The sequence below is a fragment of the Sphingomonas adhaesiva genome, from assembly GCF_036946305.1.
Classification (GTDB): Bacteria; Pseudomonadota; Alphaproteobacteria; order Sphingomonadales; family Sphingomonadaceae; genus Sphingomonas; species Sphingomonas adhaesiva_B.
In genome coordinates, this window is record NZ_JAQIJJ010000003.1 from 134319 (window position 1) to 160143 (window position 25825).

Here is a 25825-nt window from a genome sequence, read left to right on the forward strand (position 1 = left end):
ATGACGCCGATAGGGCCGCCGCGTCTCTCACCCTTGTTACGAAGATCGATGCCATCGCACCCCCGGATCGGTCAGGGCCGCTATGGACGTATCGCGCGATCCGGGTCATTACGCTTAAGATCATGACAAAGAGGACGAATGTGGACGGGCAGGATGCCAGTGCCGGCGCCGCGCGCGCGATGGCGGAACGGCTCGCCGCGCACGACTGGCCGGCGACGCCGCTCGGGCCGCGCGACGGCTGGCCGCAGAGCCTGCGCACCGCCGTCGACCTGATGATGGCGTCTGGCCATGCGATGTGCCTGGCCTGGGGGGCGGAGCGCACCTTCCTCTACAACGACGCTTACGCCCCGATGCTGGGCGAGCGGCACCCGGCGGCGTTCGGGGCGCGCTTCGAGCATGTCTGGGCCGACATCTGGGCGGACATCGCCCCGCTGGTCGCGGCGACGTTCCGCGGCGAGACGTCCACGTTCCAGAACATGCCGCTGGAGATGACGCGCAACGGCTATCCCGAGGAAACCTGGTGGAGCTTCTCCTATTCGCCGGTGCGCGACGAGGCGGGCGCGGTCGCGGGCCTCCTCAACGTCACGCTGGAGACGACCGGCAGCGTGCTGGCGGAGCGCGAGCGCGACGCCGCGGTGCGGGCTCTCAGCCGAGCCGAGGCGAAGTGGCGCCGCGTGTTCGAGACGCTGGAGGAAGGCTTCATCCTGGGCGAGGTGGTCCGCGACGCCACCGGGCGGATCGTCGACTGGCGCTATGATGCGGTCAACGACGCCTGGTACGATCTGGTCGGCATCGCGCGGGGCGGCGCGATCGGGCGCACGATCCGCGAGGTCTTCCCCGGGATCGAGGAGGAATGGGTGCGCGAGGCCGCACAGGTCGTGGAGACGGGGGGCTCGGTCCGCTTCACGCGACAGGTGGGCGTGCTGGGACGCTGGTACGACGGGGTCGTGCAGGAGGCGGGCGAGGATCGCTTCACGATCATCTTCACCGAGGTGACCGAGCGCGTCCTGCGCGAGCGGCGTCAGGCCGCGATCATCGACCTCGCCGACCGGCTACAGGACGAGACATTGGTCGAGGGCATGACGCTCGCCGCCAGCGGGGCGCTGGGCCGCGCGCTGGAGGCGCAGCTGGTGGGCTATGGCGATGTCGATGGCGTGGCCGAAACCATCACGGTCGAGCGCGACTGGACCAGCGACGGGGGCGTGTCGCTGCGCGGCACGTTCCGCTTCCGCGACTTCGGCAGCTATGTCGACGATCTGGCGGCGGGCACGACCGTCGTCGTCGACGATTGCCGGCGCGACGCGCGGACCTGCGACCATGCCGTCGCGCTGGAGGCGCGCGGCGCGCGCGCCTTCGTCAACGTGCCGGTGATCGAGCGCGGCGCGTTCGTGGCGATGCTGTTCGTCTGCTGCGCGCAGCCGCGTGGCTGGAGCGAGGGGGAACTGCATTTCATCCGCGACGTCGCCTATCGGCTGCGCGCCGCGGTGGAGCGGCTGCGCGCGGTCGAGCAGCAGGAGATCCTCAACGGCGAACTGTCGCATCGCATCAAGAACACGCTGAGCGTGGTGCAGGCGATCGCGATCCAGACGCTGGCGGGCAAGGCATCCGACGCCGCGGTGGCGGAATTCGGCAGCCGGCTGAAGGCGCTGTCGTCGGCGCACGACGTGCTGCTGACGCGCAGCTGGTCCGCCGCGATGCTGCACGAGGTCGCGCGCGCGGCGCTGGCCAGCTTCGCCGGCGACCGCCTGCGGATCGACGGGCCGGACCTGTGGATCAGCTCGCGCGCGGCGATGTCGCTGTCGCTCCTGCTCCACGAACTCGCGACCAATGCGGTGAAATATGGCGCGCTGGGCGCGGCGCAGGGGCAGGTCGCGCTCACCTGGTCGGTGCGCGACGGCCGCCTCGACATACGCTGGGCGGAGCAGGGCGGCCCGGCGGCACACGAACCCACCGCACGCGGGTTCGGCTCCCGCATCATCCGCATGGGCCTGATCGGATCAGGAGACGTTAAGCAGCGTTATGCTAGCGAAGGACTGACGGTCGAGATGAGCGCTCCCCTGGATCAGCTGCAACAGGCCTGACGCGCTAGAGAACGACGGGATAATGGGTCAGTCACAACCGATAACACGCCTGCCGGTGCTGATCGTCGAGGACGAGCCGGTGCTGCGCATCGACGCGATCGACATGGTCGAGCGCGCCGGGTTCGAGGCGGTCGAGGCGATGGGCGTCGACGATGCGATCGCGATCCTGGAACGGCGCATCGACATCCGCATCGTCTATATGGACCTCGACATGCCGCGCGGCGTGAAGGGGATCGAGATCGCCGCCGCGATCCGCAACCGCTGGCCCCCGATCGAGATCGTCCTGACCGCGGCCAGCTTCGCCGCGGAGGACCTCGACCTGCCGGTGCGGTCGGAATTCTATGCCAAGCCGATCCGGCACGCGGAGGTGATCGCCGCGATGCGCCGGATGGCGGGGCATGTGCCGGGCTAAGTCCCCATCGTGCTCCTGCGCAGGCAGGAGCCCAGGGTTGTCGGCCCGATCAGACGTTGTCCTGGCGGACCCTGGGCTCCGGCCTTCGCCGGAGCACAAGGCAGTCGTGCACCGTCCGCCATCGTTGCAACGGTCCCTCGCTGAAGCCCCGGTGGTAACGACAGGTCGAGGCCCGCTATCCGGTCACCGCGCGATATCGATGCAGATCTTGCCGAAATGCGCGCCGCTCTCCTGATGGCGGAAGGCGTCGGCCAGCTGCTCCAGCGCGAAGCTGCGGTCGATCACGGGGCGCAGCCCGTTGGCGTCGATCGCGGCGATCAGGTCGATCTGGTCGCGGCGCGATCCGACGCTGACGCCCTGCAATCTTCCCTGCTTGCCCATCAGCTTGGCGGTGGGAATCTCCCCCGACACCCCGGTCAGCACGCCGATCAGCGCGATATGCCCGCCGATGCCGATCGCGTCGATCGACTGGGGCAGGGTGCCCGGCCCGCCGATTTCCACCACATGGTCGACCCCGCCGCATATCTGATAGGCAACGCGGCCCCAGTCGGGGGTGGTGCGATAGTTGATGACATGGTCGGCGCCCAAGTCGGTCAGCCGCTCCAGCTTCGCGTCGGAGGAGGAGGTGGCGATGACGCGTGCGCCCATCGCCTTGGCATATTGCAGCGCGAACACGGAGACGCCGCCGCTGCCCTGTACCAGCACGGTCTGCCCGGCGATGGTCGGGCCGTCGGGCACCAGCGCGCGCCACGCGGTGACCCCGGCGCAGGTGATCGTCGCCGCCTCCGCATGCGAATAGCCCCGGGGTGCGCGGGTGAACCAGTCCGCCGGGGTGACGACGACCTCGCGCGCATAGCCGTCGATCCCGTCGCCGGGGACGCGGCGGAAATTCGCCTCCGGCAGCGCGCCGGCCAGCCAGCGCGTGTGGAAGATCGACACCACCCGGTCGCCGGCCGCGAATTCCGTCACCCCGTCGCCGACCGCGATCACCTCGCCCGCGCCGTCCGACATGGGGATGCGGCCGTCCTCCACCGGGATGGTGCCGTTGACGACCAGATAGTCGTGGAAGTTGAGCGAGCTGGCGTGCAGGCGCACCGCGATCTCCCCCGCGGCGGGGGGCGGCGCCTCCGGCAGGTCGACCGGCGTCAGCGTGTCGAGCGTGGCGGGGGTACGAACGGTCATGGCGCGCATCGGTCGGGCATCCTCTCGCAAGCGGTCGACGGCAAACTCCGCCAGCCGATCCTCCCGCGCATCCTGCCACGGGGTTGGCGGTGGCGACAATGGACTCGGCACGGCGGCTCGGGTGATGTTACAATGTAACATAACTGGAGTATCGGATCGTTGACCATCGGGGATTGCGCATGACGCCGGTCGAGTGGGCGGGTGCGTCGCCGGAGGATCATCCTGCCATGGCCGGGCATGTCCGGGAGGGCCGGCGCCTCGACGTGTTGCACGGCATCGCCGTGGCGGGGGTGAACCTGGCGATCTGGCAACGGCCCGGCCGGCATCCCGCGATCGACCGCGCGATGCTGGAGGAGGTCGACGATGTCGCGATCGAGGCGGAAGTGGCGCATCTGGCCGCCGATCTGCCGCCGGCGCTGGCGGCGTGCGGCTATGCGGCGCGCGACGCGCAGGCGCTGGCGGCGGACATCGCGCTGCTGGCCCAGCCGCTGGCCTCCGCGGTGGCGGTGACGCGCGTGGCAATCCGGCTCGACGTCGTCGAGACCGATGCCTGCCGCCGCTTCCATGCCGATTACGTCCAGGCGCGGCTGATCTGCACCTATGTCGGGCCGGGTACGCAATGGCTCGACGACGCGGACGCGGTGCGGCTCGCCGCCGGGGCGGACCCGGCGGCGCTGGCGGTTCGGCACATCGCGACCGGCGACGCGGCGATTTTCAAGGGGCGGCTGTGGGCGCCCGACGCGCCGATCGTGCATCGCTCGCCGCCGATCGCCGCCAGCGGCGACCATCGTCTGTTGCTGGTCATCGATCCCGCACCGCCAGAGCCGATCGCGCACGCCTGACCCGCGGCCCCTCGGCGGTCCCCTCCTGCATTGCCCGATCATGCAACGTCATCGCATGACTGATGAAAAACATTCACACGCGAGAGAGTGAGTGTTGACAGGGCATCGGTTTGACGTCAGACAGCATCAGCGCCGACGCTCGATCGGCGGCATGCAGGAGGGGTTATGAAGGTCGGTCTGTTCGCGTCCGTGGCATCGGTGGCACTCGTGGCGGCCTGTCCCGCCCTCGCGCAGGACGTTTCCCGGCAGGCGCCGTCGGACGGCCCGCAGACGAATGTCGAGGATCTCGACCCCGCGTCCCAGTCGCAGGACATCCTGGTCACCGCCACCCGCCGCGCCGAGCGGATCCAGGACGTGCCGATCAGCGTCAGCGCCTTCCAGCAGGAGGAGCTGACCGAAAAGGGCATCGTCGGGTTCGAGGGGATCGCGCGCGAGACGCCGGGCGTCGTGCTCAACCGCCCGACGCAGAATTTCAACAACTTCACCGCGCGCGGTATCGCCACCAACGGCTATAACGCCAACCTGCAAAGCTCGGTCGCGGTCTATATCGACGAGCTGCCCGTCTCGACGATCGGCAACACGACCGTCGTCGACCCGAACCTGTTCGACGTCGAGCGTGTCGAGTTCCTGCGCGGGCCGCAGGGGACGCTGTTCGGCTCCGGCTCGCTGTCGGGCGCGATGCGCATCCTGACCAAGAGCCCGAACCTCACCAATTTCGACAGCTCGGCGCTGGTCGACCTGGGGCTGACGGGATCGGACAGCTTCCGCCAGCGCTACAATCTGATGCTCAACCTGCCGATCGTCAGCGACAAGCTCGCGGTGCGCGCGGTCGGTTTCTACCGCAACGAGGAAGGGTATCTCGACAACGTCGGCACGGGCGTGCGCAATTCCAACACGCTGGTCGACTGGGGCGGGCGCATCGTCGCGCTGTGGAAGCCGGTCGACCGCCTGTCGGTCAAGCTGCTCGCCAGCTACGAGGACAGCGATCCGAAGGATTCCTCGCTCACCAGCCCGTCGCTGGGACGCGAGAAGCGCATCTCCGACCAGCCCGACCGATTCACCGGCAAGCAGACGATCCTGAACGCGACGATCGATTATGAGTTCGACTTCGCGAAGCTGACCAGTTCCTCGACCTTCTCCGATTTCGACCAGCGCTTCTGGCTCGACCTCGCCGGCACGTTCGCGCCGGGCAGTTTCGCCGGCGCGCCGATCGCCTTCGGTCTGGATGCCAATGCCTATGACAAGGTCTTCGTGCAGGAGACGCGGCTGGTGTCGTCGCTCGACGGCCCGCTCCAGTTCGCGGTCGGCGGCTTCTATCTCCACCGCCGTCGCGACACCGATTTCCTGTATCGCTCGAATCCCGCCTTCCTGGCGGCGCGCAACATCACCGGGCTGCCCGACCAATATTACCAGAAGCAGTTCACCTATCAGATCAACGAGGAACTGGCCGCGTTCGGCGAGCTGACCTACCGCTTCTCCGATCGCTTCTGGCTGACCGGCGGGATGCGCTACGGCCGCATCTCGGCGCAGGGCTTCACCAAGCCGGGCGGCTATCTCGCGACCGCGCCGTCGTTCGCCAACCTCAACTATCTGCAGGTCGCGCTGGCCGGGCTGCGCGGGCCGACGGGTGCGTATTTGCCGGTCAACTTCACCCAGTTCACGCCCTATGCGGCGGTCACCGGGGTGAAGGCGACGGGGCAGAAGCCGCAGTGGAAGGCGAGCGCGTCGTTCAAGCCCAACGAGACGCTGACGACCTATGCCACCTTCTCCACCGGCTTCCGCGCGCCGATCGTCAATGCCTTCGCCGGGCGCGCCAGCGTGGTCGACCAGAACGACATCATCATCCCCAACGGCGCGTCGTCGGACGACCTGAAAAGCTACGAGATCGGCGCCAAGGGCCGCTGGCTCGACGGCTTGGTGACGATCAACCTGGCGGCGTATTACATCGACTGGAGCAACATCCAGGCGCAGGCCAACCGCGTCTCGGACTCGGTGCAGTTCGCGACCAACATCGGCGCCGCGGTCAGCAAGGGGTTCGAGGTCGAAATGGGGGTGATCCCCGCGCGCGACGTCTTCCTTGGCCTCAACGCCGCGTATAACGACAGCAAGATCACGCGCCTGACCGCGGCGGAGGCGGCGATTTCCGGCGCGGTGCCGGGCCACCGCCTGTCCGCGCCGCGGCTGCAGGGCTCGGTCTATGCCAGCTACGGCATGGATCTGGGCGGCGGTGCCAAGGGCAATCTGGCGGTCAACGCGCAATATATCGGATCGTACAACAGCTCGTTCCCGAACACGCCGGGGCTGCCGAACGTCCGCCTGTCGACCTTCGGCCAGACCGACGAATATGTGAACGTCAACACCACCTTCGGCGTCAAGAAGGGGCGCTGGAGCGGGCAGCTCTACGTCGAGAACGTGTTCGACGACCATTCGGTGATCTACATCCACCCGGAGGCGTTCCTGGTCAGCCGCTTCGGCACGCTGCGCCCGCGCACCATCGGCATCCGCCTCGGCTTCGGGATCTGACGATGGCCAGCGCTACCCCGCTCGACGCACCCGCCACACGGCGCCCCGGCGTCGTGCTGGCGGTGCTGACCTTCGTCTATATCCTCAACTTCCTCGACCGCCAGCTGATCGGGATCGTCGCCAAGCCGATCCAGGATTCGCTCGGCATCAGCGACGGGCAATTGGGGCTGATCGGCGGGCTGTATTTCGCGATGTTCTATTGCTTCATCGCGATCCCGGTCGGCTGGCTGGCGGACCGCACCAGCCGCGTCGGCGTGCTGTCGCTGGCGTGTGCGATCTGGAGCGGGGCGACGGTCGCGTGCGGGCTGGCGGGCAATTACGCGCAACTGGTCGTCGCGCGCATGACGGTGGGGTTCGGCGAGGCGGGCGGGGTGCCGCCCTCCTATGCGATCATCACCGATACCTATCCGCCGGGGCGGCGCGCGGCGGCGTTCGGCATCTTCAACCTGGGGCCGGCGGTGGGTGCCGCGATCGGGGTCGCGTTCGGCGCATTGATCGCGCAGCATTTCGGCTGGCGGATGCCGTTCATCGTCATCGGCGCGGTCGGCGTGGTCACCGCCGTGCTGCTGCGCCTGTTCCTGCGCGAACCGGCGCGTGGCGCCACCGATGACGGCGCGACCCTGCCGGTCGAGAAAGCGCGCTTCTGGCCCACCGTGGCGATGTTCTTCGCCAATCCGGTGCTGATGCTCGCCGCATTGGGCAGCGGGGCGACGCAATTCGTCACCTACGGCCTCGGCAATTTCGCGGTGCTGTTCCTGATGCGCGAGAAGGGGATGGTGCTGGGCCAGATCGCGGTCTGGTATGCATTGGTCCTCGCGATCGGGATGGGCGGGGGCATGATCGTCTCCGGCCGCGTCATCGACCGCATGACGCGGCGCTCGCGCACCGGCTATGCGACCGCGCCGGCCGCGTCGCTGGCGATCGCCATGCCCTTCTACCTCGCCTTCGTCTGGGCGCCGACATGGCCGCTGGCGCTGCTGCTGCTGTCGGTGGTGATGGTGTTCAACTATTTCTACCTCTCCGCCTCGGTCGCGCTGGTGCAGGAGGAGGTGCGCCCCGACCAGCGCGTGCTGTCGGGCGCGCTGCTGCTGCTGGTGATGAACTTCATCGGGCTGGGGCTGGGGCCGACCTGGGTCGGGTTCGCCAGCGACCTGTTCAAGGCGCAGGGCGACGCGCACGCGCTCCAGACCGCGCTCTACACCCTCACCCCCTTCTATCTGGTGGCGATCGCGCTGTTCCTGGTGCTGGCGCGCCGCCTTCGCCGTGAAACGCAGGTACTCGTATGACACTCCGTCTCCTCGCCGCGTTGATGCTCGCCACCCCCGCACTGGCCGAACCCGTCGTCGTGCGCGCGCCGGCCGGTGCGGTCGAGGGCCGTACCGAGGGCGCGTTGCGCGTCTTCCGCGGTATCCCCTATGCCCAGCCGCCGGTGGGGGCGCTGCGCTGGAAGCCGCCGGTGGCGTTGCCGGCGTGGCAGGGCGTGCGCGCCGCCACCGCCTTCGGCAATGCCTGCGTCCAGCCGCGCGGGCCGGCGGGGATCTATACCGATCCGCCCGCATCGATGGGCGAGGATTGCCTGACGCTCAACGTCTGGGCACCGCGCGACGCGCGCAAGCTGCCGGTGATCGTCTGGATCCACGGCGGCGCGCTGGTCAGCGGGTTCGGCCATGCCGCGATGTACGACGGTGCGAAGCTGGCGCAGCGCGGCGCGATCGTGGTGTCGATCAACTACCGCCTCGGCGTGCTCGGCTATCTCGCGCATCCGTCGCTCAGTGCCGAGGCACCCGATGGCGTGTCGGGCAATTACGGATTGCAGGATCAGGTCGCGGCGCTGCGCTGGGTGCGCGACAATGCCGCCGCGTTCGGCGGCGACCCCGCCAACGTCACGATCGCGGGCGAGTCCGCGGGGGCGCTCAGCGTCATGTACCTGATGGCCAGCCCGCCGGCGCGCGGGCTGTTCCACAAGGCGATCGCACAGAGCGCCTATATGGTGACCACGCCCGAGCTGAAGCAGCCGCGCCACGGCCTGCCGGCGGCCGAAGCCGCGGGCACGCAGGTGATGACCGCGCTGGGCGCGCGCGATCTGGCCGCCCTGCGCGCGATGGACGCGACCGCGCTGACCGAGGGCGCGGCGGGGAAGGGCTATGGCCCGTGGGGCAATGTCGACGGCAAATGGCTGACGCGCCAGCTGGTCGACACATGGGATCGCGGCGAGCAGGCGCCGGTCCCGGTGCTGGCCGGCTTCAACGCGGGCGAGATCCGCTCGCTGCGGATGCTGCTGCCGCCGAAACCCGCCAGCCGCGAGGCATATGAACAGGCGATCCGCGCGCGTTACCTCGATCTCGCCGATGCGTTCCTGCGGCTCTATCCCGCGCGCGACATGGGCGAATCCGCGCTCGCGACGACGCGTGACGCGCTCTACGGCTGGACCTCGACGCGGCTGGCGATCGGCCAGACCGCGATCGGGCGCCCGGCCTATCTCTACCTCTTCGACCACGGCTATCCGGCGGCCGACGACAATGGCCTCCACGCCTTCCACGCGTCGGAGATTCCCTATGTCTTCGGCACCGCCACGCGGCTGCCCGCGCTGTGGCCCAGGGTGCCGGATACGGTCGCCGAGCGCCGTCTCGCCACCGCGATGGGCGATTACTGGGTGTCGTTCGCGCGCGACGGCGCGCCGCGCGCCCCGGGGCAGCCCGACTGGCCTGTCTATGGCCGCGAGGCGCATCACATGACCTTCGCCGCCACGCCGCAGCCGGGCACGCGGCTGTTCCCTGGCATGTTCGCGCTGCACGAGGCGGCGATGTGCCGCCGCCGCGCCGCGGGCGACCAGCCGTGGAACTGGAACACCGGCACCGCCTCCCCGGTGCTCGCCAAGGCGGATGGCTGCCGATGATCGACGGGACGATGCAGGATTATCCGCTGACGCTGGACCGCTTCCTGCACCACGCCGCCACCTGGCATCCGCAGGCCGAGGTGGTGACCGCGCGCGACGGCGGGATCGACCGCATCGGCTATGCCGCGCTGGAACGGCGGGCGCGCCGCGTGTCGGGCGTCCTCGCCGACCTCGGCGTGCGCACCGGCGATCGCGTCGCGACGCTGGCATGGAACACGCAGGCGCATGTCGAGACATGGTATGCGGTGATGGGGATGGGCGCGGTCTGCCACACCCTCAACCCGCGGCTGACCGCGGCGCAACTCGGCGACATGGCGGTGCAGTCGGGCGCGGTCGTGCTGATCGCCAGCGCCGACCTGCTCCCGTTGGCGCGCGACGTTGCCGCCCGTGCGCCCGCCATCCGCCGCGTGCTGACGATCGACGGCGACGGAGCGGATGCGCTGGAGCCGCTGCTCGCCGAGGCGCGCAGCGACGTTGCATGGGGCGATGTTGCCGAAACCGCCCCCTCCGGCCTGTGCTTCACCTCCGGCACCACCGGCGCGCCCAAGGGCGTGACCTACACCCATCGCTCCAGCTTCCTCCACACGCTGCGCATCCTCCAGGCCGATGTGATGGCCTTCACCGCCGATGATGCGGTGCTGGCGGTGGTGCCGATGTTCCATGCCAACGCCTGGGGTCTTCCCTTCGCGATCCCCGCGGTCGGCGGGCGGCTGGTGCTGCCCGGGCGGCAGACCGATGGCGCCAGCCTCGCGCGGCTGATTGAGGCCGCGGGGGTCACCGTCGGCGTCGGCGTCCCCACCGTCTGGCTCGGGTTGGTCGAGCATCTGGAGGCGACCGGCGTGCACCTGCCGACGCTGCGGCGCATCATCGTCGGCGGTGCGCCGATGGCGCCCGCGCTGATGGCGCGGCTGGAGGAGCGGCTGGGCGTCACCGTCCAGACCAGCTGGGGCATGACCGAACTGTCGCCGTCGGGCACCGTCGCGCGTCCCGGCGACCCGGCGCGCCACGCCGCCTCCTCGGGCAAGCCCGCGATCGGCGTCGACCTGCTGCTGACTGATGCCGCGGGCGTGGCACTGCCCGAACAGCGCGGGCCGGAGGGACACCTCCGTGTCCGCGGCGCGGCGGTGGTGGAGCGCTACTTCGGGCAGGACGCGACCGCGCTCGATCCCGCCGGCTGGTTCGTCACCGGCGACCTCGCGCGGATCGACCGCGACGGCAACCTCGTCATCACCGGCCGCGCCAAGGATCTCATCAAGTCGGGCGGCGAGTGGATCAACCCGGCCGAGATCGAGGCGATCGTCGGCGCGCTGCCGCAGGTCGCGCAGGCCGCGGTGATCGGGCGCAGCGACGTCAAATGGGGCGAGCGTCCGATCCTGCTGGTCGAACTGCGCGATGGCGACGCGACCGACGACGACATCCTCGCGCCGCTGCGCGGGCGCGTCGCGCCGTGGTGGGTGCCCGATGCGGTGGTGCGCCTGCCCGCCATGCCGCTCGCCGCGACGGGCAAGATCGACAAGATTCGCTTGCGGGCCGATCATGGAGGCGCTTGACGTGGCGCGGGGCGACCTCGCGCCCCGTCAGAGGATCGTCGTGACCGCTACTCCTGCCCGCAAGCGCCGCACCTCCACCAAGGCCGAGCAGCGTGCCGAGACGATGGAGCAGATCCTGGACGAGGCGGAATATCTCTTCTCCAAGCACGGCCTCCACGGCGTCACGCTGAAGGACGTGGCCAAGCGCGTCGGCGTCCACCACACGCTGATGAACTATTATTTCACCGACAAGAAGACGCTGTTCGACGCCGTCTTCGCGCGCCGCGCGGTGGTCACCAGCGAGCGGCGGATGAAGGCGCTCGACGATTACGACGCCGCGACCGACGGCCGTCCCACGGTGGAGGGCGCGCTCCACGCCTTCCTCGATACCGACCTCGACCTGTATATCGAGGGGGGCGAGGGCTGGAAGAATTACGGCGCGCTCGGCGCGCTCGTCGCCAACACGCCCGAATGGGGCGCGGAGCTGATGGACGAGCATTTCGATCCGGTCGTGCTGCGGCTGATCGAGTTGCTCAAGAAGGCGCTGCCCGACTGCGTGCCGCAGGACATCTATTGGGGCTATCACTTCGTCACCGGCGCGCTGATGGTCACGCTGGCGCGCACCGGCCGGATCGACAAATTGTCGCACGGCCTGTGCCGCTCGGACGATTTCGCCGCGGTGAAGGCGCGGATGGCGACCTTCATGGCGGCCGGCTTCCGTCAGGTGTGCGGCGCTCCCTGACGTCCCTTTGTCCATTTAACTCACTCACTACATAGCGAATGAAAGGAAAGCGGCATGTCGGTTGAAGGGCGGATCGCGATCGTCACGGGGGCAGGCGGCGGGCTGGGGCGTGACCATGCGCTGTATCTTGCGGGCAAGGGCGCGCGCGTCGTCGTCAACGACCTCGATCTCGCCGCCGCCGAACGGGTGGCCGCCGAGATCGCGACGCGCGGCGGTCACGCGCTGGCGGTCGGCGGATCGGTGACCGAGGAGGACGCCGCCGCGGCGATGGTGCAGCAGGCACTCGACAGCTGGGGTCGCGTCGACATCCTGGTCAACAATGCCGACATCCTGCGCGACAAGAGCTTCGCCAAGATGACGATCGCCGACTTCCGGCTGGTCGTCGACGTCCACCTGATGGGCGCCGCGATCATGACCAAGGCGGTGTGGGACACGATGCGCGCGCAGAACCACGGCCGCATCGTGATGACGACCTCCTCCTCGGGGCTGTACGGCAATTTCGGGCAGGCGAACTATGGCGCGGCCAAGATGGCGCTCGTCGGGCTGATGCAGACGCTGGCGATCGAGGGCGAGAAATACGGCATCCGCGTCAACTGCCTCGCCCCCACCGCGGCGACGCAGATGACGCACGGCGTGCTGCCCGACGCCAGCCTCGCCGCGCTCGACCCCGCGCTGGTCAGCCCCGGGCTGCTCGCGCTGGTCGGCGAGGACGCGCCGACGCGCGCGATCCTGTGCGCGGGCGCGGGCCATTTCGCGGCCGCGCATGTGACGCTGACGGAAGGGGTGCAGATCGACGAGGGCGGCGACGCCGGCGAGGAGCTCGCCGCGCGCTGGGCGCAGGTGGTGGACCGGCGCGACGAGATCGTCCCCGCCTATGGCTTCGTTCAGGCCGAGCGCGAGGTGGCGAGCGCGCTCGCGCGGTCGACGCTGGCCGCCTGACCGCGCGTCCCCGCCCGCGCGGTATCGTCACGCGGGCAGGGGCGTCGCCCGCCGCCGGGTGACATGCAGCGCGACGACGATCGCGATCGCGGCCGCCATCAGCGTCATCGCGGTCGCCACCGCGCCGCGCATGTCGCCGTCCCCGACCGCCAGCGAGGCGAGGAACGGCCCCGTGCTGCACCCTAGCAACGCCGCGCCGGAGCCGAGCGCCGCCGCGCGCCGCGTCGGGTCCGCCGCGATCGCCAGCGGGGTGAAGAAGGGGGCGGCCAGCATCCACAGGAAGCCGAACAGCGTCGACACCCCCAGGAACAGCGGCGCGGGCGGGCGCATCGCATAGACCGCCATCAGCGCGACCATCGCCGCCAGCGCCGTCGCCAGCATCGGGAACCATCGCACCCTTCCGGCAAGCCATGTGGCGAGCGCCCCGCCCGCCACCTGCGCCGCCAGCGACAGCGAGAAAGCGAGGTCGGCGACGCCCGCTTCATGCCCCGCCTGCCGCGACACCGGCTCCAGATAGATCCATAGCGCGAGAATGCCGGCGTTGAAGCAGAAGGCGGCCCCCAGCGCCACCAGCCCGCGCGGCGCCGGCCATCCCGCCGGCGCGTCCGGTGCGACCGGCAGCGCGGCGAAGCGGCGCGGCACCATCGTTCCCGCCATCGCGGTCAGCCCTCCCAGCGTGGCGAGCGCCACGAAGCCGTCGTCTGCGCCGCGCGCGGCGATGCCCCAGGCGCCCAGCATCGCCAGCATCGTCAATTGTGCCGCCCCCTGCGTGGTCAGGTAGATCGCCGCCCAGCGCTCCGGCCGCGGCAGGCGCACGATCAGCGCGGTCATCAGCCACACGAGCGCGCCGCTGGGCAGGCCATTCGCCGCCCGCACCGCGACCAGCGACCATCCGGCCAGCATCGGCGTGGCGGCATTCAGCAGCGCCATCGCCACGCCGCAGCCGATCGCGAGCGGACGCAGGTGGCGACCGCCCATGATCGCCCCCGTCGCCCCCGCGCCGATCCCCATCGCCAGCAATTCGGCCGTTCCCGCCTGACCCAGTTGCGACGCGCTCAACCGCCCGGACTGGTGGAGCAGCCCCAGCAGGAGCGGCCCGACCCCCGCGAACATGATCCCCGCCACGCCGGCGAACAGCGTGGCGGCGACCTCGCGCCGCGTCGGTGCGGGCACGTAAGCGCGATCCATGATGGTCGACATCCCTCCCTTCGCGCGGGTCACCGGCCCACCGTCGCGACGATACGCGGCTTCCATCGCGAAATATAGCTATTACTATTATTGTGAACCGTTCCTCTCCGCCGCGTCGCGGTGCGGTCCTGCGACGGGCTGGTTGAAGCACGCGCTTGCCGATACAGGGCGGGTGTGAGGATCGCGATCATCGATACCAGTCGCACCCGCGCGGCGATCATCGCGGAGGGCCTGCGCGAGGCGGGTCTGGACGATCAGGTGGTGATCGATCCCGCCGGTCCGCTGGCCCGCCAGATCGAGGCGTGCGCGCCGGAAGTCGTTCTCATCAACCTGGAAAATCCCAGCCGCGACCTGCTGGAGGATTTCTTCGCCATGTCGCGCGCGCTCGACCGCCCGATCGCGATGTTCGTCGATCAGTCGGATGCCGAATCGGCGCTCGCCGCGGTAGATGCCGGCGTCTCCGCCTATGTCGTCGACGGGCTGGCGAAACAGCGGATCAAGCCGGTGCTGGACGTCGCGATCCGCCGCTTCCAGGCGTTCTCGCGGTTGCAGGCGGAGCTGGCGGAGGCGCGCACCGCATTGGTCGATCGCCAGACGATCGACAAGGCCAAGGCGATCCTGATGCGCCGCCGCGGCATCGACGAACCCGCCGCCTATGCGCTGCTGCGCGGCCATGCGATGCAGTCCAACCGCCGCATCGCCGAGGTGGCGGAGGCGATCGTGACCAGCGACGCGCTGATGGGGGACCTGCCATGAGCATCGAGACCATGCGCATCGGCTTCCTGCCGCTGGTCGACGCCGCGCTGCCGATCCTGGCGCGCGAACTGGGCTTCGCGGAGGAGCAGGGTCTGGCGCTCGATCTGGTGCGCGACGTCACCTGGGCGACGGTGCGCGACCGCCTGCTGTACGGCCATACCGATGCCGCGCACATGGTGGCGCCGCTCGCCATCGCCACCGCGCTGGGGCACGACCGGCCCGCGACCGCGATGGCGGTGCCGTTCGTGCTGGGGCTGAACGGCAATGCCATCACCTTCTCGATCGCGCTGGGCGAGGCGTGCGGGCTGGGCGATGCGCTGGGCGATCCTCACGCGGTCGGCGCGGCGCTGCGCGCGGTGGCGGTGGCGCGGCGCGACGCCGGGCGGCGGCTGCGCTTCGGCGTGGTGCATCGCTATTCCAGCCACAATTACATGCTGCGCTACTGGCTCGCCGGGGTCGGCATCCGCCCGGACGCGGATGTCGAGATCGTCGTCACCAGCCCGCCGTTCGCCGCCGATGCGCTGGCGGCGGGCGAGGTCGACGGCATCTGCGTGGGTGAGCCGTGGAATTCGATCGCGGTCGATCGCGGCGTGGGGCGCATCGCGCTCGCCACCGCGCAGATCTGGCGCCGCGGGGTGGAGAAGGTGCTGGCGATGCGCGCCGGGGTGGCCGACGAACGCCGCGACGCCACGCTGCGGCTGATCCGCGCGCTCCATGCCGCGGCGGCGCATTTCGTCCGTCCCGACACGGTCGAGGACAGCGCGGCGATCCTCGCGCGCCCGGCCTATCTGGATGCGCCGGTCGATGCGATCCTGCGCGCGATCACCGATCGCATCCGCGTGGTGCCGGGCGGCGATCCGGTTCATTATCCCGACTTCATGTTCCAGTATCGCGAGGCGGCGAACTTCCCGTGGCGCAGCCAGGCGGCGTGGCTCTACGCGCAGATGGCGCGCTGGGATGGTCGCGGCCATGACGCCGCGGCGGCGGCGGTCGCGGCGGCGACCTTCCGCCCCGACCTGTACCGCGCCGCGCTGGCCGGCTCGGGCGCGCCGCTGCCGGGCGCCAGCTCCAAGCTGGAGGGCGCGCTGGGCGAGCCGATCGGCGCCGGCTCGACGCAAGGGCGGCTGGTGCTGGGCAACGACCGCTTCTTCGACGGACGCGCCTTCGACCCGGACGATATCCCGGGGTATCTGGCGGGGCTGCCGTAACACGTCCTTTGTCCCGTTCACTTTCGTCATGCCGGACTTGTTCCGGGGTCCAGGGTTCCGCGCGCCGTTCGATAGTGAGGAGCGCGGAATCCTGGACCCCGGGACAAGCCCGGGGTGACGTCTCTTAGTCCACCCTGCCATGCTGCACCTGCGAAACCCTCTTGCGCTGCGGCGGCGAATCAGGCACCTTGATGATCGTCCGGCAATGGCGTCGGGCACGAGATAGCAGCGACACGCCTTTCCAGCGCCGGGAGGGTCCTCGCTGACGGAGCGCCGGCATCGCCGGCATCCGAACAGGCAACGAAGCCGCCAGGACGCACCCGTCGAGGGTCGCCGTCCTGGCGGCTTTTTTCATTTCCGGCTCCAGGGAGGCAGGAATGGCGACGGCATTCTGGGATGAGACCAAGGACAATTCCGACGGCTTCTGGCGTAGCGGGCACACGCCCACGCTGATCGCGGCCTTCCTCTATTTCGACCTCGCCTTCATGGTGTGGGTGCTGCTGGGGCCGCTGGCGCCGGAGATCGCGAAGACGCTGGCGCTCAGCCCCGCGCAAAAGGGGCTGATGGTCGCGGTGCCGACGCTGGCGGGCGCGGTGCTGCGCGTGGTCAACGGCCTGCTGGTCGACCGCATCGGCCCGAAGCGCGCCGGTGCGATCAGCCAGATCGTCGTCATCGCCGGCCTCGCCACCGCCTGGACCTTCGGGGTGACCAGCTTCGCGGGGACGCTGGTGCTGGGCGTGGTGCTGGGCTTCGCCGGGGCCAGCTTCGCGATCGCGCTGCCGCTCGCCAGCCGCTGGTATCCGCCGGAGCATCAGGGCAAGGCGATGGGGCTGGCGGGCATGGGCAATTCGGGCACCGTGCTGGCGGCGCTGTTCGCGCCCGCGCTGGCCAAGATGTTCGGCTGGAACGCGGTGCTCGGGCTCGCCTGCCTGCCGCTGACGGTCGTCTTCCTGGCCTATATGGCGATGGCGAAGGATGCGCCGAACGCGCCCGCGCCGAAGCGGCTGGCGGAATATCTCGCGCCGCTGCGGCAGGCGGATGCCTGGTGGCTGATGGCCTTCTACGCGGTTACCTTCGGCGGGTTCGTCGGGCTGGCGGCCAGCCTGCCGATCTATTTCACTGACCGCTTCGGGCTGTCGACGATCCACGCCGGCTATGCCACCGCGGCCTGCGTGTTCGCCGGGTCGCTGGTGCGCCCGATGGGCGGCGCGCTGGCCGACAAGGTGGGCGGGGTGAAGGCGCTGATGGCGGTGTTCCTGCTCGCCGCGGTCGCGCTCGCCGGGGTCGCCAGCGTCGGCACCATGCCCGCCGCGCTCGCCTTGTTCGTCATCGCGATGCTGGCGCTGGGCGTCGGCAACGGCTCGGTGTTCCAGCTCGTGCCGCAGCGGTTCGCCGCGGAGATCGGCGTGATGACCGGGCTGGTCGGCATGGCGGGCGGCGTCGGCGGTTTCTACCTCGCCTCGTCGCTGGGCCTCGCCAAGCAATGGACCGGCAGCTTCGCGCCGGGCTTCCTGATCTTCGCCGCCCTCGCGCTGGTCGCGCTGGCGGGGCTGACGCTGGTCAAGGCGGGCTGGCGGGCGCGCTGGGGCACCGCGGACGGCGTGCGGATCTGATCCTGGGGGATATGGCGATGAAGCACGAACTCATCGAAGCGCCCCGTGCCGACACGCGCGAGCATCTGGTCGTCATCGGCAATGGCATGGCCGGGTGCCGCGCGGTCGAGGAGCTGCTGGCGCGCGACGCGGGCCGCTACCGCATTACCATCGTCGGTGCGGAACCGCTGGTGAACTACAACCGCATCATGCTCTCGCCGGTGCTGGCGGGCGAGAAGACCTTCGCCGAGATCGTCATCAACGGCGAGGATTGGTACGCGGACAACGGCATCACGCTGCTGAGCGGCGATGCGGCGATCGCGATCGACCGCGCGGCGCGGACGGTGACCAGCCGCAGCGGGCTGGTGCTGGAGTACGACCGGCTGCTGATCGCGACCGGTTCCGATCCGTTCATCATCCCGGTGCCGGGCCGGGATCTGCCGGGCGTCATCAGCTTCCGCGACATGAAGGACGTCGATGCCATGCTCGCGGCCGCGGATCGCGGCGGCAGCGCGGTGGTGATCGGCGGCGGGCTGCTCGGGCTGGAGGCGGCGCATGGCCTGTCGCTGCGCGGCATGACGGTCACCGTGCTGCACATCATGCCGACGCTGATGGAGCGGCAGCTGGACGAAGCCGCCGGCTGGCTGCTCAAGACCGCGCTGGAGGCGCGCGGCCAGACGATCCTGACCGGCGCTGACACCGCGGCGATCGTCGGCGACGGCCGGGTGGAGGCGGTCCACCTGAAGGACGGCACCGTGATCCCCGCCGACCTCGTCGTGATGGCGGTCGGCATCCGCCCGTCGGTGGCGCTGGCGCGCGACGCGGGGCTGGACGTGGGGCGCGGCATCAAGGTCGACGATCACATGGTCACATCCGACCCGCGCGTGCTGGCGGTGGGCGAATGCGTCGAGCATGACGGGCAGGTCTATGGCCTCGTCGCGCCCTTGTGGGACATGTGCCGGTCGCTCGCCGACGGGCTGGTGGATGCGCCGAGCGGCTATCGCCCCGCGCCGACCTCGACCAAGCTGAAGGTCGCCGGGCTCGACGTCTTCTCCGCCGGCGATTTCTCCGGCGGCGAGGGGGCGGAGGACATCGTGCTGCGCGACGCCAGTCGCGGCATCTACAAGCGCGTCGTGGTCAGGGACGACCGCATCGTCGGCGCGGTGCTGTACGGCGATACCGCGGACGGCAACTGGTATTTCGACCTGCTGAAGAAGGGCGAGAGCGTCGCCGACATCCGCGATGCGCTGATCTTCGGCCAGGCGTTCGCCGCGGGAGACGCCCTCGCGGACCCTAAGGCGGCCGTTGCGGCGCTCTCGGACGATGCCGAGATCTGCGGCTGCAACGGCGTCAGCAAGGGCAAGGTGCTGGCCTGCATCGACGGCGGCGCGCACAGCCTCGACGCGGTGCGCAGCGGGTGCAAGGCATCGGCGAGCTGCGGGTCGTGCACCGGCATCGTCGAATCGCTGCTCGCGCTCCGCCTCGGCGCGGAGGTGGAGGCGGGGCCAAGGACGATGTGCCAATGCACCACCTTCGGTCACGACGACATCCGCCGCGAGATCGTCGCGCAAGGGATGCGCTCGATCCCCGAGGTGATGCAGAAGCTGCACTGGTCGACCCCGGACGGCTGTTCGTCGTGCCGGCCCGCGCTCAACTATTACCTGCTCTGCGCACTGCCCGGCGACTATAAGGACGACCAGCAGAGCCGCTTCGTCAACGAGCGGATGCACGCCAACATCCAGAAGGACGGCACCTATTCGGTCGTGCCGCGGATGTGGGGCGGGCTGACCAGCCCCAAGGAGCTGCGCGCGATCGCCGATGTGGTCGAGAAGTTCAACGCGCCGATGGTCAAGGTCACCGGTGGCCAGCGGCTCGACATCTTCGGCATCCGCAAGGAGGACCTGCCCGCGGTCTGGGCGGATCTCAACGCCGCCGGGATGGTCAGCGGCCACGCTTATGGCAAGTCGCTGCGCACCGTGAAGACCTGCGTCGGCAGCGAATGGTGCCGCTTCGGCACGCAGGATTCGACCGGGCTGGGCGTGAAGATCGAGCGCGCGACCTGGGGGTCGTGGATGCCGCACAAGTTCAAGATCGCGGTCAGCGGCTGCCCGCGCAATTGCGCGGAGGCGACGATCAAGGACTTCGGCGTGGTGTGCGTCGACTCGGGCTACGAACTGCACGTCGGCGGCAATGGCGGGATCAAGGTCCGCGCCACCGACCTGCTGTGCAAGGTCGCGACCGAGGCGGAGGCGATGGAGATGTGCGCCGCCTTCATCCAGCTCTACCGCGAGGAGGCGCGCTATCTGGAGCGCACCGCGCCGTGGATCGAGCGCGTCGGTCTTGCCTACGTCCAGTCGCGGCTGCTGCCCGACGCGGACGCGCGCGCAGACCTCGCGGCGCGCTTCTGGTTTTCGCAGCGCTTCATGCAGGACGATCCCTGGGCGGCGCGTGCCGCAGGCGACGAACGCGAGCATCACGCGCCGATGGCGCGGTTCACCCCGGTGGAGGAAATGGCATGATGGGAGAATGGCTCGATATCGGCTGGGTTGACGAGATCCCCGTCCGTGGCAGCCGCACGGTGCAGGTCGATGGCGGCGACGATATCGCGGTGTTCCGCACCGGCGAAGGCACGGTCTTCGCGCTGCGCGACCGCTGCCCGCACAAGCACGGGCGATTGTCGCAGGGCATCGTCCACGGCGGTGCGGTGGCGTGTCCGCTCCACAATTGGCGCATCTCGCTCTCGACCGGCGAGGCGCTGGGTGAGGATCGCGGCTGTACCCCGACGGTGCCGGTGAAGGTCAGCGGCGGGCGCGTGCTGATCTGCCGCGCCGGCGTGCTGAGGGCGGCGGCGTGAGGCGTGGTGGAAGCCCTCTCCCCTGTGGGGAGAGGGTTTGGGTGAGGGGCCGGTGTCTCACCGAGACCGACCTCTCTGCGAGCCCCCGACCCCTCACCCAACCCTCTCCCCAAGGGGGAGAGGGCTAAGTGGCGATCAAGACCACCTGCGCCTATTGCGGCGTCGGCTGCGGCATCCTCGCCATCCCCACCGGCGAGCGCAGCGTCCGCATCGAAGGCGATCCCGATCACCCCGCCAACCGCGGCCGGCTCTGTTCGAAGGGCACGCATCTGGGCGAAACGGTGGGGCTGGAGGGGCGCCTGCTCCACCCGATGATCGGCAAGCGCCGTGCCACCTGGGACAAGGCACTCGACCTCGTCGCCCGGCGCTTCCGCGACACGATCGCGCGGCATGGCCCGGGCAGCGTCGCCTTCTACGTCTCCGGCCAGTTGCTGACCGAGGATTATTACGTCGCCAACAAGCTGATGAAGGGCTTCATCGGCTCGGCCAATATCGACACCAATTCGCGGCTGTGCATGTCGAGCGCGGTCGCCGGCCATAATCGCGCGTTCGGCGAGGACGTGGTGCCCGCCAGCTACGACGATCTCGACGCCGCCGACCTGATCGTCCTCGTCGGATCGAACACCGCCTGGTGTCACCCGATCGTCTATCAGCGGATCCGCGCGCGCTGCGACGCCGGGGCGAAGCTGGTCGTGATCGACCCGCGCCGCACCGAAACCGCGGACGAAGCCGACCTCCATCTCGCGATCCGTCCCGGCAGCGACGTCGCGCTGATGAACGGCCTGCTCGCCTGGTGCCGCGATGCGGGCGTGCTCGACGCCGCCTTCCTCGCCGATCATGTGTCGGTGCCGCACGGCTTCTGGGATCTGGAGGGCTGCGATCTGTGGTCGGTCGCGCGCACCTGCGACGTGGCGGTGGCCGACCTGCGCCGCTTCTACGAATTGTTCGCCGCCACCCCGCGCACGGTCACGATGTTCAGTCAGGGCATCAATCAGTCGCTGGTGGGCACCGATCAGGTCAATGCGATCCTCAACGTCCATCTCGCCACCGGGCGCATCGGCAAGCGCGGCGCGCAGCCCTTCTCGATCACCGGACAGCCCAATGCGATGGGCGGGCGCGAGGTCGGCGGGCTTGCCTCCACCCTCGCCGCGCACATGGACTTCGCAGCCGAGCACCGCGCGCGCGTCCAGCGCTTCTGGGCCGCGCCCACGATCGCGGAGAAGCCGGGGCTGAAGGCGGTCGACCTGTTCCGCGAACTCGGCAACGGCCGCATCAAGGCGCTATGGGTGATGGCGACCAACCCCGCCGTCTCGATGCCCGACGCGGGCCGCGTGCGCGCGGCGCTGGCGGATTGCCCGTTCGTGGTGGTCAGCGACGTGATGGAGGCGACCGATACCGGCGCCTTCGCGCACGTCCGCCTGCCCGCCGCCGCCTGGGGCGAGAAGGACGGCACCGTTACCAATTCCGATCGCACGATCAGCCGCCAGCGCGCGATCTTCCCCCTGCCGGGCGAGGCGATGCCCGACTGGTGGATCGTCGCGCAGGTCGCGCGGCGCATGGGGTGGAAGGGCGCCTTCGCCTATGACCGACCCGCCGACATCTGGCGCGAGCATGTCCGCCTGTCCGCCTATCAGAACGATGGCGCGCGGCTGTTCTCGCTCGCCGGCCATGCGCGCGGCGGCAATGCCGATTATGACGCGATGGCGCCGTTCCGCTGGGGTGGGGAGGCCTTCGCCGACGGCCGCTTCCCGACCGCGGACGGCCGTGCGCGGCTGGTGCCGGTGGTGCAGAAGGCGTTGCCCGCACCGCTGCGCGACTGGCCGCTGACGCTCAACACCGGCCGCTATCGCGACCATTGGCACACGATGACCCGTACCGGCCTCGCGCCGAAGCTGGCACACCATCGCGAGGAGCCGCTGGTCGAGGTCCATCCCGACGATGCCGGGCGGCTCGGCATCGTCGACGGCGCGCTGGCGCGGGTGACGACGCCGCAGGGCGACAGCCTGTACCGCGCCCGCGTGACCGACGCGCAGCGCAGCGGCGAACTGTTCGTGCCGATCCACTGGACCGATCGTACCGCGTCGGGCGGACGCACCGGGCTGTTGCCGCGCCCGTTGGTCGATCCGATCTCCGGGCAGCCGGGGTTCAAGTCGACCCCCGCCGCGATCGCCGCGGTGGCGACGCGCTGGCGCGGATTCCTGATCGTCGCAGGCGAGCCGGCGCACCGCCCCGATTGCCTGTGGGCGACCCGCGTCGCGGTGCCCGCGGGCACCTTGTGGGAACTGGCCGGCGACGGCGATGCCGCGGCGCTGGAAGCGGCGCTGCCCGCCGGCGAGCGCGTCGAGGCGATTGATCGCGCGCGCGGCACGCGGCGCATCGCGGTGCTGGCGGACGGACGCCTCGTTGCGGCGTTGTTCGTGACCGAAAGCGGAGAACTGCCGACGCGTGACTGGCTGATCGCCCAATTGAGCGAGGCGCAGGCCGCACCGACCGTCCTCGCCGGCCGCGCCCCGGGAGTGCAGGCCGATCGTGGCGCGATCGTCTGCGTGTGCTTCGATCTGGGCGTGCGCACGATCGTCGCCGCGATCCGCGACCGCCGGCTGGCCGATGTGGCCGCGATCGGCGCGGCGATCGGCGCCGGCACCAATTGCGGCTCCTGCCGCCCCGCGCTCGCGCGCCTGCTTGCCGAGGAGAAGAACGATGCCGCATGACGATTTTCCCGCCGGCACGGTGTGGCTGGTCGGCGCAGGGCCGGGCGATCCCGAGCTGCTGACGCGCAAGGCGGCGCGGCTGATCGAGAGCGCCGACGTGGTCTTCTACGACGCGTTGGTCGGTCCCGGCGTGCTCGACCTGATCCCGCCAGGCATTGAGCGCGTCAGCGTCGGCAAGCGTTCGGGCCGGCACTCGAAGGATCAGGGCACGATCGACGCGCTGATCGTCGCCGCTGCGCTGGAGGGGCGGCGGGTGGTCCGGCTGAAGGGCGGCGACCCCGCGATCTTCGGGCGCACCGCGGAGGAGGTCGCCGCCTGCCGCACGGTGGGGGTGCCCGTGCGCATCTGCGCCGGGGTCACCGCCGCGACCGCCGCCGCGGCGTCGGCGGGCACCGCGCTGACGTTGCGCGGCGCGGCGCGGCGGCTGGTGCTGATGACCGCGCATGCCCGCGACGATCAGCCGCTCGACCTCGATGCGGCGATGCTGGCGGACGCGGACGCGACGGTGGCGATCTACATGGGCCGCACCGCGGCGGCATCGGTCGCGCAGCAATTGATCGCGGCGGGGCGTGCGTCCGATACGCCGGTGCTGGTCGTGGTCAACGCCTCGCTGCCCAACGAACGGCTGATCCGGGGCCGGCTGTCGGCGCTCGCCTTCCTCGTGGAAACCGTGGGCGATCGCGACCCGACGCTGCTGCTGATCGGCGAGGCGGTGCGCCAGCGCGATCCGCACGTCGTGCGTGCGCTGCCGCACCGGGCGGTGTCGCCGGCCTGACATAGGCCAACCTAACATAGGATTGCCTCGCGCCGCGGCGGGCGCCACCATTGCCGGCCGTCATCTGCCGAGGTGCCTTCATGTCCGCTCCGATCGATTCCATCCTCATCGTCGGCGGCGGCACCGCGGGCTGGATGACGGCGGCGGCGCTCGCCCATGCGCTGCCGCGCGGCTGTACGATCACGCTGATCGAATCGGAGGAGATCGGCACCGTCGGCGTCGGCGAGGCGACGATCCCGCCGATCCGGTTGTTCAACGACACGCTTGGCATCGCCGAGGCGGATTTCCTGCGCGCCACCCGGGGCAGCTACAAGCTGGGGATCGAGTTCGTCGGCTGGGGACGTCCCGACGCGCGCTACTTCCACCCGTTCGGCACGTTCGGACGGCCGTTCGATCTGGTGGCGGTGCATCAGCACTGGCTGGCGGCGCGCGCGCAGGGCAGCGCGGTGCCGCTCGACGATCTGTCGATGGCCTGGGGGGCGGCGAAGCGCGGACGGTTCGCCGCCCCGCTCGCCGATCCGCGCAGCGTCGCCTCCACCTTCGACTATGCCTATCATTTCGACGCCGGCCTCTATGCGCGGTTCTTGCGCGACTATGCCGAGGCACGCGGCGTCATCCGGGTCGAGGGGCGCATCGCCGGGGCGGAACGCGACGCGCAGGGCGGCGATGTCGCGGACGTGGTGCTGGTCGACGGGCGGCGGTTCGGCGCCGATCTGTTCGTCGATTGCTCCGGGTTCCGCGGGCTGCTGATCGAGGGCGCGCTCGCCACCGGCTATGAGGACTGGACGCACTGGCTGCCGTGCGACCGCGCCGTGGCGGCGCCCAGCGAAACCGACGATGACGGGCTGACGCCGTTCACGCGCTCGACCGTGCGCGCGGCGGGCTGGCAATGGCGCATCCCGCTCCAGCACCGCACCGGCAACGGCTATGTCTATTCCAGCGCTCATGTGTCCGATGACGAGGCTTCCGCCACGCTTGTCGCCAACATCCGCGGGGTACGGTTGGGCGATCCGCGCGTGCTGCGCTTCGTCACCGGGCGGCGGCGGCTGTTCTGGAACCGCAACGTGGTCGCGATCGGGCTGGCGAGCGGGTTCATGGAGCCGCTCGAATCCACCTCGATCCACCTGATCCAGGCCGGCATCGCCAAATTGCTGGCCTTCTTCCCCTCGAAGACGCCCGATCCGCTCGCCGTGGCGGAGTATAATCGCGTCGCCACCGCGGAATTCGAGCGGATCCGCGACTTCCTGATCCTGCACTACAAGCTGAACGCGGGGCGCGAGGAACCGATGTGGCGCGCCTGCGCGGCGATGGACGTGCCTGACTCGCTGGCGGTGAAGATCGAGCATTTCCGCCGCGCCGGCCGCCTGATCCAGCGCGAGAACGATCTGTTCGGCGCGGCGAGCTGGCTCGCGGTGCATGTGGGGCAGGGCAACCTGCCGCAGGACGGGGATCCGCTGCTGGCGCACAACGGCGACACGGGCGCGAGTCGCCAGTTCGTCGAGCGGCTGGCCGCGGCGATCGCCGGCATGGCCGATTCGATGCCGCGCCATGCCGAATGGATCGCGCAGATCGGCGGCGTGCACCGCTGAGACACA

The 25825-nt window shown here is 70.1% G+C and carries 19 protein-coding genes; 17 read left to right on the top strand and 2 right to left on the bottom strand.

Annotated elements, in window-relative coordinates; translation table 11 throughout:
* Positions 1-122: 122 nt before the first annotated feature.
* Both PGN14_RS04200 and PGN14_RS04205 read left to right on the top strand, forming a co-directional pair.
* A complete protein-coding gene (locus PGN14_RS04200; RefSeq protein WP_335298181.1) occupies positions 123-2081 on the top strand; it encodes a PAS domain-containing sensor histidine kinase in 1959 nt (652 codons plus the stop codon).
* Between the two features lie 22 nt (positions 2082-2103).
* Positions 2104-2493, top strand: a complete 390-nt coding sequence (locus PGN14_RS04205) for a response regulator (protein WP_335298182.1) — start codon at positions 2104-2106, stop codon at positions 2491-2493.
* A 183-nt stretch (positions 2494-2676) separates the two neighbouring features.
* Here PGN14_RS04205 and PGN14_RS04210 read toward each other — a convergent pair whose 3' ends face one another.
* Positions 2677-3684 (bottom strand): zinc-dependent alcohol dehydrogenase family protein, encoded by a 1008-nt coding sequence (locus PGN14_RS04210; protein ID WP_335298183.1) that lies wholly within the window; start codon positions 3682-3684, stop codon positions 2677-2679.
* 170 nt (positions 3685-3854) lie between these two features.
* On the opposite strand from PGN14_RS04210, the gene PGN14_RS04215 reads away from it, so the two are divergent.
* From PGN14_RS04215 to PGN14_RS04245, 7 genes are all read left to right on the top strand, one after another.
* On the top strand, positions 3855-4517 hold the full coding sequence (locus PGN14_RS04215; protein ID WP_335298184.1) for a DUF1826 domain-containing protein: 663 nt from the start codon (positions 3855-3857) through the stop codon (positions 4515-4517).
* Positions 4518-4682: 165 nt separating this feature from the next.
* The gene (locus PGN14_RS04220) at positions 4683-7040 is read left to right on the top strand and encodes a TonB-dependent receptor (protein WP_335298185.1); all 2358 of its coding nucleotides are present in this window, start codon (positions 4683-4685) and stop codon (positions 7038-7040) included.
* Between the two features lie 2 nt (positions 7041-7042).
* On the top strand, positions 7043-8326 hold the full coding sequence (locus tag PGN14_RS04225; protein ID WP_335298186.1) for a spinster family MFS transporter: 1284 nt from the start codon (positions 7043-7045) through the stop codon (positions 8324-8326).
* Positions 8323-9936, top strand: a complete 1614-nt coding sequence (locus tag PGN14_RS04230; RefSeq protein WP_335298187.1) for a carboxylesterase/lipase family protein — start codon at positions 8323-8325, stop codon at positions 9934-9936. The genes PGN14_RS04225 and PGN14_RS04230 overlap by 4 nt, the downstream gene beginning before the upstream one ends.
* The gene (locus tag PGN14_RS04235) at positions 9933-11486 is read left to right on the top strand and encodes an AMP-binding protein (protein ID WP_335298188.1); all 1554 of its coding nucleotides are present in this window, start codon (positions 9933-9935) and stop codon (positions 11484-11486) included. Before PGN14_RS04230 ends, PGN14_RS04235 begins: the two co-directional genes overlap by 4 nt.
* A 40-nt stretch (positions 11487-11526) precedes the next feature.
* Positions 11527-12207: a TetR/AcrR family transcriptional regulator gene (locus PGN14_RS04240; protein ID WP_443019448.1), complete on the top strand. Its 681-nt coding sequence runs from the start codon at positions 11527-11529 to the stop codon at positions 12205-12207.
* Between the two features lie 54 nt (positions 12208-12261).
* The gene (locus tag PGN14_RS04245) at positions 12262-13146 is read left to right on the top strand and encodes an SDR family NAD(P)-dependent oxidoreductase (RefSeq protein WP_335298189.1); all 885 of its coding nucleotides are present in this window, start codon (positions 12262-12264) and stop codon (positions 13144-13146) included.
* Positions 13147-13173: 27 nt separating this feature from the next.
* Here PGN14_RS04245 and PGN14_RS04250 read toward each other — a convergent pair whose 3' ends face one another.
* The gene (locus PGN14_RS04250) at positions 13174-14334 is read right to left on the bottom strand and encodes a hypothetical protein (RefSeq protein ID WP_335298190.1); all 1161 of its coding nucleotides are present in this window, start codon (positions 14332-14334) and stop codon (positions 13174-13176) included.
* Positions 14335-14508: 174 nt separating this feature from the next.
* Between PGN14_RS04250 and PGN14_RS04255 the strand changes: the two genes are divergently transcribed.
* From PGN14_RS04255 to PGN14_RS04290, 8 genes are all read left to right on the top strand, one after another.
* Positions 14509-15090 carry an ANTAR domain-containing response regulator gene (locus PGN14_RS04255; protein WP_335298191.1) on the top strand — a complete coding sequence of 194 codons (582 nt, stop codon included), beginning with the start codon at positions 14509-14511 and terminating at the stop codon, positions 15088-15090.
* The gene (locus PGN14_RS04260) at positions 15087-16298 is read left to right on the top strand and encodes a CmpA/NrtA family ABC transporter substrate-binding protein (protein ID WP_335298192.1); all 1212 of its coding nucleotides are present in this window, start codon (positions 15087-15089) and stop codon (positions 16296-16298) included. Before PGN14_RS04255 ends, PGN14_RS04260 begins: the two co-directional genes overlap by 4 nt.
* Positions 16299-16675: 377 nt before the next feature.
* On the top strand, positions 16676-17911 hold the full coding sequence (locus tag PGN14_RS04265) for a nitrate/nitrite transporter (protein WP_335298193.1): 1236 nt from the start codon (positions 16676-16678) through the stop codon (positions 17909-17911).
* A gap of 17 nt (positions 17912-17928) precedes the next feature.
* Complete coding sequence (gene nirB, locus PGN14_RS04270) at positions 17929-20409, top strand: nitrite reductase large subunit NirB (RefSeq protein ID WP_335298194.1); 2481 nt, start codon at positions 17929-17931, stop codon at positions 20407-20409.
* Positions 20406-20744: a nitrite reductase small subunit NirD gene (gene nirD / locus PGN14_RS04275; protein WP_335298195.1), complete on the top strand. Its 339-nt coding sequence runs from the start codon at positions 20406-20408 to the stop codon at positions 20742-20744. Before nirB ends, nirD begins: the two co-directional genes overlap by 4 nt.
* A gap of 128 nt (positions 20745-20872) precedes the next feature.
* Positions 20873-23455 carry a molybdopterin-dependent oxidoreductase gene (locus tag PGN14_RS04280; RefSeq protein ID WP_335298196.1) on the top strand — a complete coding sequence of 861 codons (2583 nt, stop codon included), beginning with the start codon at positions 20873-20875 and terminating at the stop codon, positions 23453-23455.
* Positions 23445-24230, top strand: coding sequence for a uroporphyrinogen-III C-methyltransferase (cobA, locus tag PGN14_RS04285; protein WP_335298197.1), 786 nt, complete (start codon positions 23445-23447; stop codon positions 24228-24230). The genes PGN14_RS04280 and cobA overlap by 11 nt, the downstream gene beginning before the upstream one ends.
* 80 nt (positions 24231-24310) lie before the next feature.
* The gene (locus tag PGN14_RS04290; RefSeq protein ID WP_335298198.1) at positions 24311-25819 is read left to right on the top strand and encodes a tryptophan halogenase family protein; all 1509 of its coding nucleotides are present in this window, start codon (positions 24311-24313) and stop codon (positions 25817-25819) included.
* Positions 25820-25825 lie beyond the last annotated feature (6 nt).